12 protein-coding genes are annotated in these 16,052 nt (G+C 58.4%); 9 read left to right on the top strand and 3 right to left on the bottom strand.

Translation table 11 applies throughout. From position 1 onward, the window contains the following. Nucleotides 1–141 precede the first annotated feature (141 nt). The 6 genes from AC1DRJ_RS09005 (at nt 142) to AC1DRJ_RS08980 (ending at nt 10,021) form a co-directional block, all read left to right on the top strand. Entirely contained in the window at nt 142–1,824 is a 1,683-nt protein-coding gene (locus tag AC1DRJ_RS09005; RefSeq protein WP_477801825.1) for a fatty acid--CoA ligase, read from the top strand. Nucleotides 1,825–2,161: 337 nt separating this feature from the next. Continuing rightward, on the top strand, nt 2,162–4,063 hold the full coding sequence (locus AC1DRJ_RS09000; protein ID WP_477801824.1) for a DUF1302 domain-containing protein: 1,902 nt from the start codon (nt 2,162–2,164) through the stop codon (nt 4,061–4,063). 28 nt (nt 4,064–4,091) lie between these two features. After that, a complete protein-coding gene (locus AC1DRJ_RS08995; RefSeq protein WP_477801823.1) occupies nt 4,092–5,456 on the top strand; it encodes a DUF1329 domain-containing protein in 1,365 nt (454 codons plus the stop codon). Nucleotides 5,457–5,743: 287 nt separating this feature from the next. Then, nucleotides 5,744–8,482 carry a winged helix-turn-helix domain-containing protein gene (locus AC1DRJ_RS08990; protein WP_477801822.1) on the top strand — a complete coding sequence of 913 codons (2,739 nt, stop codon included), beginning with the start codon at nt 5,744–5,746 and terminating at the stop codon, nt 8,480–8,482. An 84-nt stretch (nt 8,483–8,566) separates the two neighbouring features. Then, nucleotides 8,567–9,208, top strand: a complete 642-nt coding sequence (locus AC1DRJ_RS08985; protein ID WP_477801821.1) for an MBL fold metallo-hydrolase — start codon at nt 8,567–8,569, stop codon at nt 9,206–9,208. Between the two features lie 114 nt (nt 9,209–9,322). Then, a complete protein-coding gene (locus AC1DRJ_RS08980; protein ID WP_477801820.1) occupies nt 9,323–10,021 on the top strand; it encodes a YiaD family glycine zipper/OmpA-like lipoprotein in 699 nt (232 codons plus the stop codon). A gap of 179 nt (nt 10,022–10,200) precedes the next feature. Here AC1DRJ_RS08980 and AC1DRJ_RS08975 read toward each other — a convergent pair whose 3' ends face one another. Further along, nucleotides 10,201–10,635: a Z-ring associated ZapG family protein gene (locus tag AC1DRJ_RS08975; protein WP_477801819.1), complete on the bottom strand. Its 435-nt coding sequence runs from the start codon at nt 10,633–10,635 to the stop codon at nt 10,201–10,203. A gap of 144 nt (nt 10,636–10,779) precedes the next feature. Between AC1DRJ_RS08975 and AC1DRJ_RS08970 the strand changes: the two genes are divergently transcribed. From AC1DRJ_RS08970 to zapE, 3 genes are all read left to right on the top strand, one after another. Beyond that, nucleotides 10,780–11,409: an alpha/beta hydrolase gene (locus AC1DRJ_RS08970; RefSeq protein ID WP_477801826.1), complete on the top strand. Its 630-nt coding sequence runs from the start codon at nt 10,780–10,782 to the stop codon at nt 11,407–11,409. Nucleotides 11,410–11,433: 24 nt separating this feature from the next. After that, nucleotides 11,434–12,789 carry a tryptophan--tRNA ligase gene (locus AC1DRJ_RS08965; RefSeq protein WP_477801818.1) on the top strand — a complete coding sequence of 452 codons (1,356 nt, stop codon included), beginning with the start codon at nt 11,434–11,436 and terminating at the stop codon, nt 12,787–12,789. A gap of 91 nt (nt 12,790–12,880) precedes the next feature. After that, nucleotides 12,881–13,975, top strand: a complete 1,095-nt coding sequence (gene zapE, locus AC1DRJ_RS08960; RefSeq protein WP_477801817.1) for a cell division protein ZapE — start codon at nt 12,881–12,883, stop codon at nt 13,973–13,975. 124 nt (nt 13,976–14,099) lie between these two features. Here zapE and AC1DRJ_RS08955 read toward each other — a convergent pair whose 3' ends face one another. Together AC1DRJ_RS08955 and AC1DRJ_RS08950 are read right to left on the bottom strand one after the other, a co-directional pair. Beyond that, a complete protein-coding gene (locus AC1DRJ_RS08955; protein ID WP_477801816.1) occupies nt 14,100–15,080 on the bottom strand; it encodes an asparaginase in 981 nt (326 codons plus the stop codon). A gap of 78 nt (nt 15,081–15,158) precedes the next feature. Further along, nucleotides 15,159–16,052, bottom strand: an 894-nt coding sequence (locus tag AC1DRJ_RS08950) for a hypothetical protein (RefSeq protein ID WP_477801815.1), incomplete at its 5' end; no start/stop codon positions are given.

Raw genomic sequence — 16,052 nt, 5'->3', positions numbered from 1 at the left:
CCTTGAGCTCCCGCAAATGCTGGCACAAAGCTAGCATTTGCGCGGCTCTGCAAATCATTCCTTTGGCTGATTTGACCGGCGTTGAAGGGCACTAGAGTGCTTACTTTCAGCCAACACCGTGCAGTCAGAAAAGGGATTGATATGTTGCAGACTCGCGTTATCCCCCCAGCCGAAGGCGCTTACCAGTATCCGCTGCTCATTAAGCGACTGCTGATGTCCGGCGCTCGTTACGAGAAAACCCGCGAGATCATTTACYGCGACCAGGTACGCTACAGCTATCCAACCCTCATTGAGCGGGTCGCGCGGCTGGCGAACGTGTTGACGGCGGCCGGCGTCAAGGCCGGGGATACCGTGGCGGTGATGGACTGGGACAGCCATCGATACCTGGAATGCATGTTCGCCATCCCGATGATCGGCGCAGTGATCCACACAATCAACGTGCGCCTGTCACCGGAACAAATCCTCTACACCATGAACCACGCCGAGGACCGCTTTGTGCTGGTCAACAGCGAGTTCGTGGGGCTGTACCAGGCGCTTGCCGGGAACCTGACCACAGTCGAGAAAACCCTGCTGCTGACCGACCTCCCGGACAAAACCGCCGACCTGCCCAACCTGATCGGCGAGTACGAAGAACTGCTGGCGGCTGCCAGCACGCAATACGATTTCCAGGACTTCGACGAACACTCGGTCGCGACAACGTTCTACACCACCGGTACCACCGGTAATCCCAAAGGTGTGTATTTCACCCACCGGCAACTGGTGCTGCACACCATGGGCGTGTCGACCATCATGGGCTCCATCGATAGCGTGCGTCTGCTGGGCACCAGCGACGTGTACATGCCGATTACCCCTATGTTCCACGTGCATGCCTGGGGCTTGCCTTATGTGGCGACGATGCTCGGGCTCAAGCAGGTTTATCCCGGCCGTTACGACCCGGAATACCTGGTGGAACTGTGGCGCAAGGAAAAGGTTACCTTTTCCCACTGCGTACCGACCATTTTGCAGATGATCCTCAATTCCAAAGCGGCACAAGGCGCGGATTTCGGCGGCTGGAAAATCGTCATCGGCGGCAGTGCGCTTAACCGCACGCTCTACGAAACTGCCAAAGGCAAGGGCATCCAGTTGACGGCCGCTTATGGCATGTCGGAAACCGGGCCGCTGGTGTCGTGTGCTCACCTCAACGATGAATTGATGGCCGGTAGCGAAGACGAACGTACCGCCTATCGCATCAAGGCTGGCGTGCCGGGGCCATTGGTGGAAGCGGCGATCGTCGACCCCGACGGCAACTTCCTGCCCGCCGATGGCGAAACCCAGGGCGAGCTGGTGCTGCGTGCGCCATGGCTCACCGAGGGCTACTTCAACGAACCGCAAAAGGGCGCCGAGCTTTGGGCCGGGGGCTGGCTGCACACCGGCGATGTGGCAACTCTGGACAGCATGGGTGTGATCGACATTCGTGACCGCATCAAGGATGTGATCAAGACCGGTGGCGAATGGATTTCGTCGCTGGACCTTGAAGATTTGATCAGTCGCCACGTGGCGGTACGCGAAGTAGCAGTGGTGGGTATCGCCGATCCGCAATGGGGTGAGCGACCGTTTGCGCTGCTGGTGATCCACGAAGGGCATGAGATTGGGGCCCGGGAACTCAAGGAACACCTCAAGCCATTTGTGGAGTTGGGGCACTTGAGCAAGTGGGCTATCCCTAGCCAGATTGCCCTTGTTACTGAAATTCCCAAGACCAGTGTCGGCAAGCTCGACAAGAAGCGCATCCGCCTCGACATCACTGAATGGCAGGCTAACAACAGCACCTTCCTCTCGACGCTTTAAGCGTCTCCTGGCGTGCCCGAAAAGGCACGCCAGGCCCACCAAGCAAGCGCTTGGCTTGTGTAATCCGAAATTTCAGCCATCCTTGGCGGGCCGACAGGTGTCGGACTGGCGAAAGGACTGTTCCAGAGTGGTCGGCAGCTACAAATCACACTTTAGAGGGATCAAGCTCTACTACCTGCTGGCTATAGTCCGCTCACGGATTTTTAAGAACGGAGCAAACGCACAAGACGAGGCGATGCAATTTTGGAGTGACTTCGGGACGCTTTGGCTCCCCGTCACCCACAACGTTTTTAGAAGTGCTCACAGCCATAACAATAATGCACATGGAGTAGCGTCGATGACATCAGTAAACAAGTTCTGGCGCCGGGCGAAATTGCCCCTGGCGGTCAGTCTCGCCTCTTCGCTCGCCGGGCCTGCATTCGGCGTCAGTTTCAACGTTGGTGAAATCGAAGGTCAGTTCGATTCGTCGCTCTCCCTGGGTATGAGTGTGTCTACCCAGTCGCCGAACAAGAACCTGATCGGTGTCAACAACGGCGGGCACGGCTTGTCCCAGACCTCCGATAACGGACATTTGAACTTCAAGAGCGGGCAAGCTTTTTCGAAGATCTTCAAGGGCATTCATGACCTTGAATTGAAATATGGCGACACGGGCGTATTTGTCCGGGGCAAATACTGGTACGACTTCGCGTTGCAAAACGAAGATCTGGAATTCGTTAACGTCAGCAATGACGGCCGCAAAGAAGGCGCCAAGTCCTCTGGCGGGCAAATTCTCGACGCCTTCGTTTATCACAACTACGCCGTTGCCGATCAGCCCGGTTCCGTGCGTCTGGGCAAGCAGGTGGTGAGCTGGGGTGAAAGTACTTTCATCGGCGGCGGCATCAACTCCATCAACCCGATCGACGTTTCCGCGTTCCGTCGTCCGGGTGCCGAGGTCAAGGAAGGCCTGATCCCGGTGAACATGTTCTACGTGTCCCAGAGCCTGACCGACAACCTGTCGGCTGAAGCGTTCTACCAGCTGGAATGGGACCAGACCGTAGTCGATAACTGCGGCACGTTTTTCTCTCAGCCTGACATCGTGGCCGACGGTTGCGATAACTACCTGCGCGTGCTGAACAAGCGCTCGACAATTCCGGCCATTGCGTTGGGCCCGTTGGCTGCCAACGGCGTTAACGTCAACGAGGAAGGTGTACTGGTTCAGCGTGGCGGCGACCGTGATGCACGTGACAGCGGCCAGTGGGGTGCGTCTTTCAAGTACATGTTCGACCCGTTGGACACCGAGTTCGGCGCCTACTTCATGAACTACCACAGCCGTGCGCCGATCTTCAGCGCCACCGGTGCGCCGCAGTCGGTCTACAACGGCGTGGCGGCATTGCCACCCGCGTTCCAGGCGCTGGGGCCACTGCTGGTCGCGGGTAACTCGAAGTACTTCATCGAATACCCTGAAGACATTCGCCTCTATGGCCTGAGCTTCTCCACCACCCTGTCTACGGGGACGGCGTGGAGCGGTGAAGTCAGCTACCGTCCGAACGCGCCGGTGCAGTTGAACTCCACCGACATTCTGTTCGCTGGCATTCGTCCTTTGGGCAACGGCAATACGAACAATCCTTTGACCAACGCTTCGTTGCTCTCCGCCGCACCGGGTACTGACCTGAATGGCTATCGCCGTAAAGAAATCACCCAGTTACAGAGCACCCTGACGCACTTCTTTGACCAAGTGATGGGCGCGAGCCGTCTGACCCTGGTTGGTGAAGTGGGCGTGACTCACGTCGGCGGCCTGGAAAGCACCTCCGACGTTCGTTATGGCCGCGACCCGGTCTACGGCCCAGGTTCATTGCCAGCCTCTGGCGCCATCGATACTTGCGTTGCGCTCAACACCAGCACCATCAACGGAGCCGGCCCTGGCGCTGCCACCAACAACCGCAGCCGCAACTGCGACAACGACGGCTTCACTACGGCGACTTCGTGGGGCTACCGCGGTCGTGCGATCTGGGATTACAACGACGTGTTCGCCGGTGTGAACCTCAAGCYGAACGTGGCCTGGTCCCACGACGTAAACGGTTACTCGCCAGGCCCTGGCGGCAACTTTGAGGAAGGTCGTAAAGCGGTAAGTCTGGGCCTCGATGCCGAATACCAGAACACCTACACCGCGAGCCTGGCGTACACCAACTTCTTCGACGGCAAGTACACCACCGTAGATGACCGCGACTTCGTTGCGCTCAGCGTCGGCGTGAACTTCTAAGCACTGTTTTCTCAGGACGAACACACATATGAAAATAACAAAGAGTCTGTTCCAAGTTGGTGTTCTGGGGCTTTCGCTGCTGGCGACCAGTGTGATGGCGGCGGTCCCTGCGGCCGAAGCCGACAAACTGGGCAAGAGCCTGACCCCGATGGGCGCCGAAATGGCGGGCAACGCCGACGGTTCAATTCCATCTTGGAAGCCAATGGCGAAAAACATCGGAACCGTCGACAGCAAAGGTTTCCTGTCCAACCCGTACGCCAGTGAAAAGCCACTGTTCACCATCACTGCACAGAACGTTGAGCAGTACAAAAGTAAACTCGCCCCGGGCCAGTACGCGATGTTCAAGCGCTACCCGGAAACCTACAAGATGCCGGTTTACACGTCCCATCGTGGCTCCACCGTGCCGGCTGAAGTATTCGCCGCCATCAAGAAAAACGCCACCACGACCAAGCTGGTATCCGGTGGCAACGGCCTGGAAAACTTCGAAACCGCTATCCCGTTCCCGATTCCCCAGACCGGCATTGAAGTCATCTGGAACCACATCACCCGCTATCGCGGTGGCAGCGTGACCCGTCTGGTGACCCAGGCAACGCCGCAGCCGAACGGCTCGTACAGCCTGGTGTACTTCCAGGATCAGTTCGTTTTCCGCGACAAGATGAAGGACTTCGATCAGGCGAACCCGGGCAACATCCTGTTCTACTTCAAGCAGAAAGTGCTCGCGCCGGCACGTCTGGCCGGTGGTGTGCTGCTGGTGCACGAAACCCTCGACCAAGTGAAGGAACCGCGTTCGGCGTGGGTCTACAACGCCGGTCAGCGTCGTGTGCGTCGTGCACCTCAAGTGTCCTATGACGGCCCGGGTACCGCGGCAGATGGCCTGCGTACCTCCGATAACCTGGACATGTACAACGGTGCGCCGGATCGCTACGACTGGAAGCTCGAAGGCAAGAAAGAGATGTACATTGCCTCGGACAGCTACAAGCTCGATTCGCCTAACCTCAAGTACGACGACATCATCAAGGCCGGTCATATCAACCAGGACCTGGCACGTTACGAGCTGCGCCGGGTCTGGCATATCGTGGCGACCTTGAAAGAAGGCCAGCGTCACATCTACGCCAAACGTGACTTCTACATCGACGAAGACACCTGGCAAGCCGCCGTGATCGATCACTACGATGGTCGTAATCAGCTGTGGCGTGTGGCAGAAGCTCACGCTCAGGATTACTACAACGTTCAAGTGCCGTGGTACGCACTGGAAGCCCTGTACGACCTGCAATCGGGTCGCTATCTGGCGCTGGGTATGAAGAACGAAGAGAAGTCTGCCTATGACTTCGGCTTCACCGCTACCACCAGCGACTTCACACCGGCTGCACTGCGTCAGGAAGGGGTTCGCTAACCTGCACTAACAGAGGTCACCTCCTGGAAAAACGCCCCGACTGGTTCGGGGCGTTTTTTTTTGTCCGGCGTTTGGCCCATGAGTTTTCGGCGCCGTTGATGGCCCATTCGCGAGCAAGTCGAAGGGGGCAATACGATCTTCCGGGAAAACTGCATCGCGCGCCCGGCCGCTTCTGTTCGCAGACTTTTTGTAGCCATTTGTAGCAATAACCTTCATTCCCTATCCGTTTACCGCTAGTCTGCGGACATCTGCAACGCCGCCATCCGCATTTCAAACAAGAGCCGGCCATGACTGATCTGTCCCCACTCCCGGGCCCTGCAAGCGTTTCCATCGCGGCATTGGACGGACGCTTTTTTCGGCCCCCGCTGCCCGACGGCCATGTGCTGCGGCCTCGCCTGTGCGAGCGCCTGAGTGCCGGCCTTGATGGCAGGCTGTTGCTGGTCAGCGCACCTGCCGGGTTCGGCAAGAGTTCATTGGCAGTGGAATTCTGTCAGGGGCTGCCAGCCCATTGGCGAAGTCTGTGGTTGGGGCTAAGCCCTCGGGACAGCGATCCGGGGCGTTTCCTTGAGAGGCTGCTCGAAGGGCTTCAGGATTACTTTCCGACACTGGGCAGTCAGGCGCTGGGGCTGCTGAAAATGCGCCAGCGCCATCAACCGTTCGCCTTTGAAGAATGGCTGGACGGGTTGCTGGACGAGCTGGCCATCTACCTGTCGCCAAGTACGCCTTTGTTATTGGTGCTCGACGACTATCATCTGGCGCAAGGCCCGGTACTCGATCGTTGCCTGCAATTTTTCCTCAATCATTTGCCCGATGGCCTGCTGGTCATGGTGACCAGTCGACAGCGTCCGGACTGGCATCTGGCGCGTCTGCGGTTATCGCGCCAACTGCTCGAACTGCATGAGCAGGACCTTCGACTGACCCATGATGAAGCGCTCACGTTGCTTGATCGCCACAGCAGCTCATTGCGTGGCGAGGCGCTGGAAAGTCTGATTGAGCGCAGCGAAGGCTGGGTCGCAGGTTTGCGTTTCTGGTTGCTGGCGGCTTCCGAGGCCGGCAATGACGGTGCATTGCCGCAGTCGCTGCACGGTGGGGAAGGGCTGATCCGTGATTACTTGTTGGAAGAGGTCATCGATTGCCTACCGGCCGAAGTGCAGCAATTCCTCTACGACACGGCGCCTCAGGAACGTTTTTGCAGCGAGCTCTGCGATGCGGTTCGCGAAGCCCATGACAGTGCCGAAATTCTGCGTTTCCTTCAGGCACACCAAGTCTTTCTGGTGCCACTGGACGAGCATGGCCACTGGTACCGCTATCACCACCTGTTTTCCGACCTGCTCCGCACTCGGCCCACCGCTCACACGATAGTGCCGGCCGCCAGCCTGCATTTACGTGCCTGTCGCTGGTTCAATGCACAGGGGCTACTCGATGAAGCGGTAGAGCAGGCATTGCGTGCCGGGCATCTGGACGTTGCGGCGAACCTGGTGCAAAACCTTTCGGAAGAACAACTGCTGGCCGAGCAAAACGCCGGCATGTTGCTGCGCTGGAAAATGGACTTGCCCGACAGCTTGCTGATCAGCACGCCCAGGCTGATCGTGCTCTACAGCTGGGCGTTGGGGATGGCCTGTCAACTGGATGCGGCGGAGGAATTGGCAGCCCACTTGAGCCGCTTCCTGCCGGCCCCTTCGGCCACCGCGCAGAAGTCGATGCTGGCGCAGTGGCTGGCGCTGAGGGGCATCATCGCCCGGGGGCGTGGTAACCGCGAACAGACGCTGCTTTATTGCACTGAAGCGCTGCAGAGCCTGCCGGCCAAACGCTATGGACAACGTCTGATGTGCCTCTCGACCCTGTCCAACCTGGCCATTGCCGACGGCGACTTGTGGCGTGCGCGCAGTTTGAACCGTGAGTCGCTGGAACTGGCGCAGCGGGTCGGTAATCCATTGTTTGAAGCGCTGGCCCATTACGACCGCGCCCGGGTATTGCAGGCACGCGGGGAAATCCTGCGCTCATTGCAAGAGGTTCGTCAGGGGTTGCAACGCCTGCAAGGGTTATCCGCGCAACGACTTTACGCCATACGCGCGCGTCTGACGTTGTATGAGGGACTCTTGCTGGCCCTGCGCCTGCAACCACAAGCTGCGCGAGTACGCTTGCAGGCCGGTTTGAGTGAGGCTCGCGCCTGTCGTGATATCAGCGTATTGATCGGTCATTGCGTGATCGCCAGGCTTGAAGGTAACTGCGGCGATTTCGCCAACGCCTTCGCTGAACTGGCCGAAGCCGAGCGCCTGATGCACATCTGGGACGTGCCCCCCATTTACTATCTGGCGATGATTACCATGGTCAAATGCGAGCTCTGGCTGGCCCAGGGTCGCACCGATCTGGCCGAAGCCTGGCTTTCCCGGTTGGGGCAGACCTATAACGGCGAACACCCGGCAGCACCACCGGAATTCCATCCGCAACTGCCGTTGCATATCGAATTGCAACAAGCCTTGCTGGATGTCATTCAGGGGCAGCCAATGCTGGCCGAAGGCCGATTGAATACGCTGCTTGAACATGGGCAACAAACGGGGCGGCAGATGCTCAGTGCCATGGCGCTGACTCAGAAAGTGGCCTTGTTACTCGTCGGTGGGCGTGAGCCCGAAGCCCGCAAGGTGCTGGCACAGGCATTGGAAGCGTCGACCGGCGGCGCCTTGCAACCGTTCGAGGGGTTGCTGGCCGAACATCCGGACTGGTTACGTGGGCAGCTGCAACTGGTTGCTCCGACGGCTGTTTCGCAGAGTCTCGTAGAACAACTGCCAGTCGCGATCGCTCGCCCGGTACTGGAGTTGTGTTCGGGGGCAGAGCAGCTCAGTGCGCGTGAACTGGCGGTTCTGCAACTGATTGCCCAAGGTTGTTCGAACCAGCAAATCAGCGATCAACTGTTCATTTCGCTGCACACAGTCAAGACCCACGCCAGCCACATCAACAGCAAGCTTGGGGTTGAGCGGCGCACACAGGCAGTGGCACGGGCGAAAGAATTGGGACTGCTCATGTAGTATTTTCAAAGTTGGCCCGGCGCTCAAAAGACTGCTGCAGTTTTGTGCCAGAATTGCCCATCTCAGATTTTCGAGCTTGTCCCGATGACCCAGCAACCCAGCCTCATTCGCGAAACCTTCCCCGTCGGCCCGTTGCAGTGCAACTGCACCATCATCGGCGACCCGATCAGTAAAAAAGCGATCGTGGTCGATCCGGGCGGCAATCACGAACTGATCCTGGCGCGCCTCGATGCCTTGGGCTTGAAGGTGGTCAGCATCATCCATACCCACGCGCATCTGGATCACTTCCTGGCCTCCGGTCAGTTGAAAGAGAAAACAGGCGCCACACTGCACTTGCACAAAGAAGATCAATTCCTCTGGGACAATCTGGAGATGCAATGCCAGATGTTCGGTGTGCCTTACACGCCGGTGCCGCCGCCGGATCGCTGGTTGGCCGATGACGAAGAACTGGCCTGCGGTTGCGGCGTGGCGATTCACACGCCGGGCCATACCCCGGGTTCCATGAGCTTCTGGTTTTCAGAGGCCAAGCTGCTGATTGCTGGTGACACGTTGTTTCGTCGCGGGGTAGGGCGCACGGACTTGTGGGGCGGCGATCAGGCGACCATCGTGCGGTCAATCAAGCAGCGGCTGTATACGCTCGACGAAGAGGCGATTGTCGTCACTGGGCATGGGCCGGACACGCGTTTGGGCGATGAAATGCGCGAGAACCCGTTTGTGCGGGGCTGATTTGTAACACGTTTTTAACGTGGGGAATTTTTGACTTGTGCGATGATCCAACCCCCGCAAAGGTCCAATGCTGAAGTCCGTTGCACCACAGAATGCAAAAAAGTAGGAGCTCTAATGTTCACCACGCGTCGTTTGATTATTGTCGCTACCGCAGTGGCCTTGCTGTCTGGCTGTGCCACACCTGGCCCTTACGATAACCAGGGCCAAGCTAATGGCGGCTCTCAGGGTATGAGCAAAACCGCTAAATATGGCGGTCTCGGTGCTTTGGCCGGTGCTGTGGCGGGTGCTGCCATCAACCACGATAATCGTGGCAAGGGCGCGCTGATCGGCGCAGCAGTAGTGGGTGCTTCTGCCGCCGGTTATGGCTACTACGCCGACCAGCAAGAGAAAAAATTGCGTGCCAGCATGGCCAACACCGGTGTTGAAGTGCAGCGCCAAGGCGATCAGATCAAACTGATCATGCCAGGTAACATCACGTTCGCAACCGATTCGGCGAACATCGCTTCAGGCTTCTATCAGCCGTTGAACAGCCTGGCGGGCTCGCTCAAGGAGTTCAACCAGAACCAGATCGAAATCGTTGGTTACACCGACAGCACCGGCGCCCGCCAGCACAACATGGACCTGTCCCAGCGTCGTGCGCAGAGCGTGGCGACGTACCTGACTTCGCAAGGTGTGAGTGGTGCCAACCTCTCGGCTCGCGGTGCCGGCCCGGATAATCCGATTGCCAGCAACGGCGATGCCAATGGTCGGGCACAGAACCGTCGAGTTGAAGTCAACTTGAAAGCGATTCCGGGTCAGCAGTATCCTCAGTAATAACAGTTTTACCTTTACCAACCTGACTGAACCCCAGGCGTAAAAAAAGAGCCCGCCCGATCCTCAACAGATCGGGCGGGCTTTTTTGTGTCGCCAGAACAGACACAAAACCTTCAGAAACAAAAAAGCCCCCGAACGAAGACTCGTCCGAGGGCTTTTGTGTAATGCGCGAATCCTGATTACTTCTTCAGGCCGTAATGCTCATCGAGCATGCCCGGCGCGTTCGGGGTCTTGGGGGCGTAGTCGCGAGGCGGTTCCTGATTGCGCGGCGGCGTCAGGCGTTCGCGTGGGGCTGCCGCCGCATCGGCGTGCAGAGAGGCCAGCAAGCGTTGGCGAGTCTGCTCGTCCAAGGCCAGGCGGTTGGCACCCTCGGCGAGGTGTTCCTGCACTTCCTGATAGCTCTGAGTCAGTTTCTTGACCAGGGTTGCAGTGCTGTTGAAGTGGGTGACCACTTCGTTCTGATAACTGTCGAAACGTTCCTGAATGTCATCCAGCTGACGTTGCGTGCTGCTGGGCGCGGCGTTCGGCACCAGGCGAGCGATCAGGAATCCAATGGCGACACCCACAACCAGGGCAAGAGTCGGTAACAACCAAACTAAGAGCGAGTGTTCCACGAGTCCTTCCTCTATAAACGGCTTTGCTTTACGTTAACGGCTCGAACCTGCGCTGTATACCGCGATTCACTCGCAATAGATTGGCACAGACAATTTGCTAGACGAGTCGACCCGATTCGAGGTCACGGAGTTCCTTCCTTGCTTATGCGCGAAACCCCTGTAGTGATTGATGGCCCGGTGGGTCAACTGGAAGCCCTTTATCTTGATAGCGAGCAGCCCCGCGGCATTGCGCTCATCTGCCATCCTAACCCGGTGCAAGGCGGCACCATGCTCAATAAAGTGGTATCGACCCTGCAGCGCACCGCGCGCGATGCCGGTTTGATTACCCTGCGGTTCAATTACCGTGGCGTCGGTGCCAGTCAAGGCACGCACGACATGGGCACTGGTGAAGTCGACGATGCTCAAGCCGTCGCCGAATGGCTGCGGACCAAGCACCCGGACTTGCCACTGACCCTGCTCGGTTTCTCGTTCGGCGGTTTTGTTGCAGCAAGTCTCGGCGGACGCCTGGAAGCCAAGGGCGAATCACTGAAACATTTGTTTATGGTCGCACCTGCGGTCATGCGCCTGGGCGATCAGCACCAACTGCCGCAGCAGGGCGAGTTGACTCTGATCCAGCCGGAAACCGACGAAGTGATCGATCCGCAGCTGGTTTACGACTGGTCCGAAAAACTCGAGCGACCCCATGAGCTGCTGAAAGTGGCAGAATGCGGACACTTTTTTCATGGCAAGCTGACCGATCTCAAGGATCTGATCCTGCCGCGTCTTTCGAATTGATTGCAGTCTGACAAGCGATTACCCATGACGACTCGTACCCGTATCCTCACCGGCATCACCACCACCGGCACGCCACACCTGGGCAACTACGCCGGCGCCATCCGCCCGGCGATCGTCGCCAGCCGTGACAGCAATGCCGATTCGTTCTATTTCCTGGCCGACTACCACGCCCTGATCAAATGCGATGACCCGCTGCGCATCCAGCGCTCGCGCCTGGAAATCGCCGCGACCTGGCTGGCCGGTGGCCTGGATGTGGACCGCGTGACGTTCTATCGCCAGTCCGACATTCCGGAAATCCCCGAGCTGACCTGGTTGCTGACCTGCGTCGCCGCCAAGGGTTTGCTCAACCGTGCACACGCCTACAAGGCCTCGGTGGACAAGAACGTCGAGACCGGCGAAGACCCGGACGCCGGCATCACCATGGGCTTGTACAGCTACCCGGTGCTGATGGCCGCAGACATTCTGATGTTCAATGCGCACAAGGTGCCGGTCGGTCGCGACCAGATCCAGCACGTGGAAATGGCCCGCGACATCGGTCAGCGCTTCAACCACTTGTTTGGTCAGGGCAAAGAATTCTTCACMATGCCCGAGGCACTGATTGARGAAAGCGTCGCCACGCTGCCAGGCCTCGACGGTCGCAAGATGTCGAAGAGCTACGACAACACCATCCCGTTGTTCAGCAGCGCCAAAGAGATGAAGGACGCGATTTCGCGGATCGTCACCGATTCGCGCGCGCCGGGCGAAGCCAAGGACCCGGACAACTCGCACCTGTTTACGCTGTTTCAAGCGTTTGCTACGCCGGCACAGTCCGACGAGTTCCGCAGCGAATTGTTGCAGGGCCTGGGTTGGGGGGAGGCGAAGAATCGCCTGTTCCACTTGCTTGACAGCGAGCTGGGCGAATCCCGCGAGCGTTATTACCAACTGATCGAACGTCCGGCGGACTTGGAAGACATGCTGCAAGTCGGCGCCAAAAAAGCCCGTGCCGTGGCGACGCCGTTCCTCAACGAACTGCGTGAAGCGGTCGGCCTGCGTTCTTTCGTGGCGCAGACTCAAGTCGCCGCTGCCACCAAGAAAAAAGCCGCAAAAGCCGCGCGTTTCGTCAGCTTCCGTGAAGACGACGGGCGCTTCCGCTTCCGCCTGCTGGCGGCTGATGGCGAGCAACTGMTGCTGTCGCGCAACTTCGCCGACGGCAAAACCGCCGGGCAAGTGACCAAACAACTGCAAGCGGGCCAGCCTCTGGACGTGCGCAGCGAAGACCTGAGCTTCAGCGTCTGGCTGGAAGGCGAGTGCGTGGCGGACAGCCCGGAATTCGCTGACAGCGCGGCTCGCGACGTCGCCATCGATGCCCTGCGCGTTGCACTGACACCGGTTCAGGAATAAATCAGCGGCTCGGCCCGACCAAGGGCTGATTGCCATTCCCCGGGGCCGTCGCTACAGTGACGGCCCGTTTTTGTTGCCTTGCTAACGAATTATGACGCCCCTAGAACGATATCAAGCTGATCTGAAGCGCCCGGAATTCTTCCATGATGCTGCGCAGGAAACTGCTGTGCGCCATTTGCAGCGACTGTACGACGATCTGGTCGCGGCCTCGCAGAACAAACCGGGCCTGCTCGGCAAACTGTTTGGCAAGAAAGAGCAGGCGCCGGTCAAGGGCCTGTACTTCTGGGGCGGCGTGGGTCGCGGCAAGACTTACCTGGTCGACACCTTCTTCGAAGCGCTGCCGTTCAAGGAAAAGACCCGTACTCACTTCCACCGCTTCATGAAGCGTGTGCACGAGGAGATGAAGACCCTTGGCGGCGAAAAAAACCCGCTGACCATCATCGCCAAGCGTTTCTCCGACGAGGCGCGAGTGATTTGCTTCGATGAATTCTTCGTCTCCGACATCACCGATGCGATGATCCTCGGCACGCTGATGGAAGAGCTGTTCAAGAATGGCGTGACCCTGGTCGCGACGTCGAACATCGTGCCGGACGGTCTGTACAAGGACGGCCTGCAACGCGCGCGCTTCCTGCCGGCCATCGCGCTGATCAAGCAGAACACCGACATCGTCAACGTCGACAGTGGCGTCGATTACCGCCTGCGTCATCTTGAGCAAGCGGAGCTGTTCCACTTTCCTCTGGACGCCGCCGCTCAGGACAGCCTGCGCAAGAGCTTCCGTGCGCTGACGCCGGAATGCACGGCCGCGGTCGAGAACGACGTGCTGATGATCGAGAATCGCGCCATCCGCTCCGTACGCACGTGCGACGACGTGGCCTGGTTCGACTTCCGCGAACTGTGCGATGGCCCGCGTAGCCAGAACGACTACATCGAACTGGGCAAGATCTTCCATGCCGTGTTGCTCAGCGATGTCGAACAGATGAGCGTCACCACTGACGACATCGCCCGTCGCTTTATCAACATGGTCGACGAATTCTACGACCGTAACGTCAAGCTGATCATTTCTGCCGAAGTCGAGCTCAAAGATCTCTACACCGGTGGTCGCCTGAACTTCGAGTTCCAGCGCACGCTCAGCCGCCTGCTGGAAATGCAATCTCACGAATTCCTGGCCCGGGCGCACAAGCCATAAGCGTTCCAAAAAAGTCGAACGTTTCGGATGTCTAGTCCTGGAGCAGGTGTAAACCTTATTCAGGACGAGACAGACAAATTAAAAAGGCCTGCAAATGCAGGCCTTTTTTTAAGCGTTTTTTTTGTCAGTTTTGAACGAGAAAACGCGCCAGTTCATCTTGTCGCTGGCAGCCTACGAGCAGCCACAGCAGGATTCTGGCTTTGCGTGGACAGAGAAATCCAGCCATCGATGCACCTCTACTGATCAGGTCCATCTCGCTGCCAATAAATCCGTAGGTTGATTGAGCCGTGGAGCCGGAACCTGTCCGGGTGGCAACAATGACAGGGATTTTTCTGGCGATGGTTTCAATTACATCCGCCCAGCTCGCGCCAACGTGTCCTGCACCGAAACCCGCAATCACCAGTCCGTCGTAACCCAGTTCGAGGATGTTCTCGATTAACAGGGTATCGGCGCAAAGCGACGCTTCCAGCAGGGCAATTTTCTGTGTGGTCAGCTGGGGCAACGGCAAGACCCTGCGCCGGACTGGCAGGCGCAGAAAGTTGACGGCGTTTTCCATTACCATGCCGGCAGGACCAACGATGGGGGAAGAAAACGCCTGCAATGCCAATGAATCGGTTTTGCGGACGGCGTTCGCTGAATGAATCTGTCCGTTCATCACTACGTAAACGCCTCGTTGACGGCTGCTTTCAGCCAGTGCAACCCGGCAAGCATCCAGCAGATTTGCCGGACCATCGGCCCCTGCCTGGGCTGCCGAACGCATGGCGCCGGTCAGGACCAACGGCTCGTCGTGGTCCCACAAATAGTCGAAAAATGTGGCTGTTTCTTCGAGGGTGTCTGTGCCTTGAGTAATGACAATACCCACCGCACCTTGACTGATTTGAACATTCGCCCAGGAAAGGGCACTCAGCAAAAAGTCGAAATCCAGTGAGGCACTGGGCAACAGTCCGAGCGTTTCTACGGTGACCCGTGCCAAGGTCGCCAACTCTGGCACCGAGGCCAGCAGGGTTTCACCGCTGACGGTCGGGATTACCCCTTCGCCAGCGTTCTTGGCTTGCATGCTCACGGTGCCGCCGAGCGCTGCAATGGCCAGTTTGGGCAGGGCCATGTGATACCTCATTAGCTTGTTATGAGATGTGGCTGTACCCGGACCTAAGTCCGTGATACAGCCCAGTCGCAACGTTCGTCAGCTGGCTACCAGCAGTCCGATAAACGGAATGATCAGCAGCGTGCTGATAGCCATGGCCAGTACATTGCCGATGAAACTGTGCATGTAGGCCGGCAACCGCTTGGCAATCGCGCATGCCAGTGGTGGCGCAATCAATGCCCCCAGCAGTGCGCTTGAGGCGATGACCTGCCAGCTGCCGCCGTACGTCAGAACGGCCGCTGGTACGACTGACACCAACGGTACGTAGGTGGGATACCAGCCGCGCAATATCCATTGCTGACGCCAGATCACTACTCCTAACGCCGAGGTCAACGCTTGCGCGGCGATCAGTTGGGGCAGCAAGCCGGTGCCATACACCGGGCTGGTGGGGTTCAAGGTGTAAGCCAACAAAGCGCCTGCTATCAAACCGAGACTGGCCCATTCATTGCCAAAGAACGGAGCTTCCGAAAAGTCGGCCAACACCCGGCGCAGGCTCCATACGACACCATAATCGGGCGTTTTGGTAATTGCGGGTACGGGCACAGGGGGGCACGGTTTCTTGGGTGGGTCGGACTTCACCAGGTTCGGCAGGTAATGACAGAGCAGAAAAGCGCCGACGCTGGCGACCGCCATGCCGGTGACATTGCCGATCACCGCCGGCAATCCGAGGGGGAGGCAGACGTAATTGACGATCAACAAGCACATCGGAGTGACGAACACGGCGCCCATGATTGCGCCATTGATTGTGACCTTCCAGCCGCCGCCAAACATCAGCACCATCGCCGCCGGCAACGAAACAAAGGCGGCAAACGTGGGTTGCCAACTGGTGGCCGTGACCGTCCAGCCCCACAGAAGGTTGCTCAACAACAGGCCCAGCAACGAGCTGGTGATGAGCCACGGCCATAATCCGCTGCCGTAGCAAATGGTAAAACC

It is taken from the genome of Pseudomonas sp. P5_B2 (assembly GCF_056400445.1).
The sequence above is the reverse complement of the archived record's forward strand: the minus strand, read 5'-3'. Positions and strand labels throughout refer to the sequence as shown.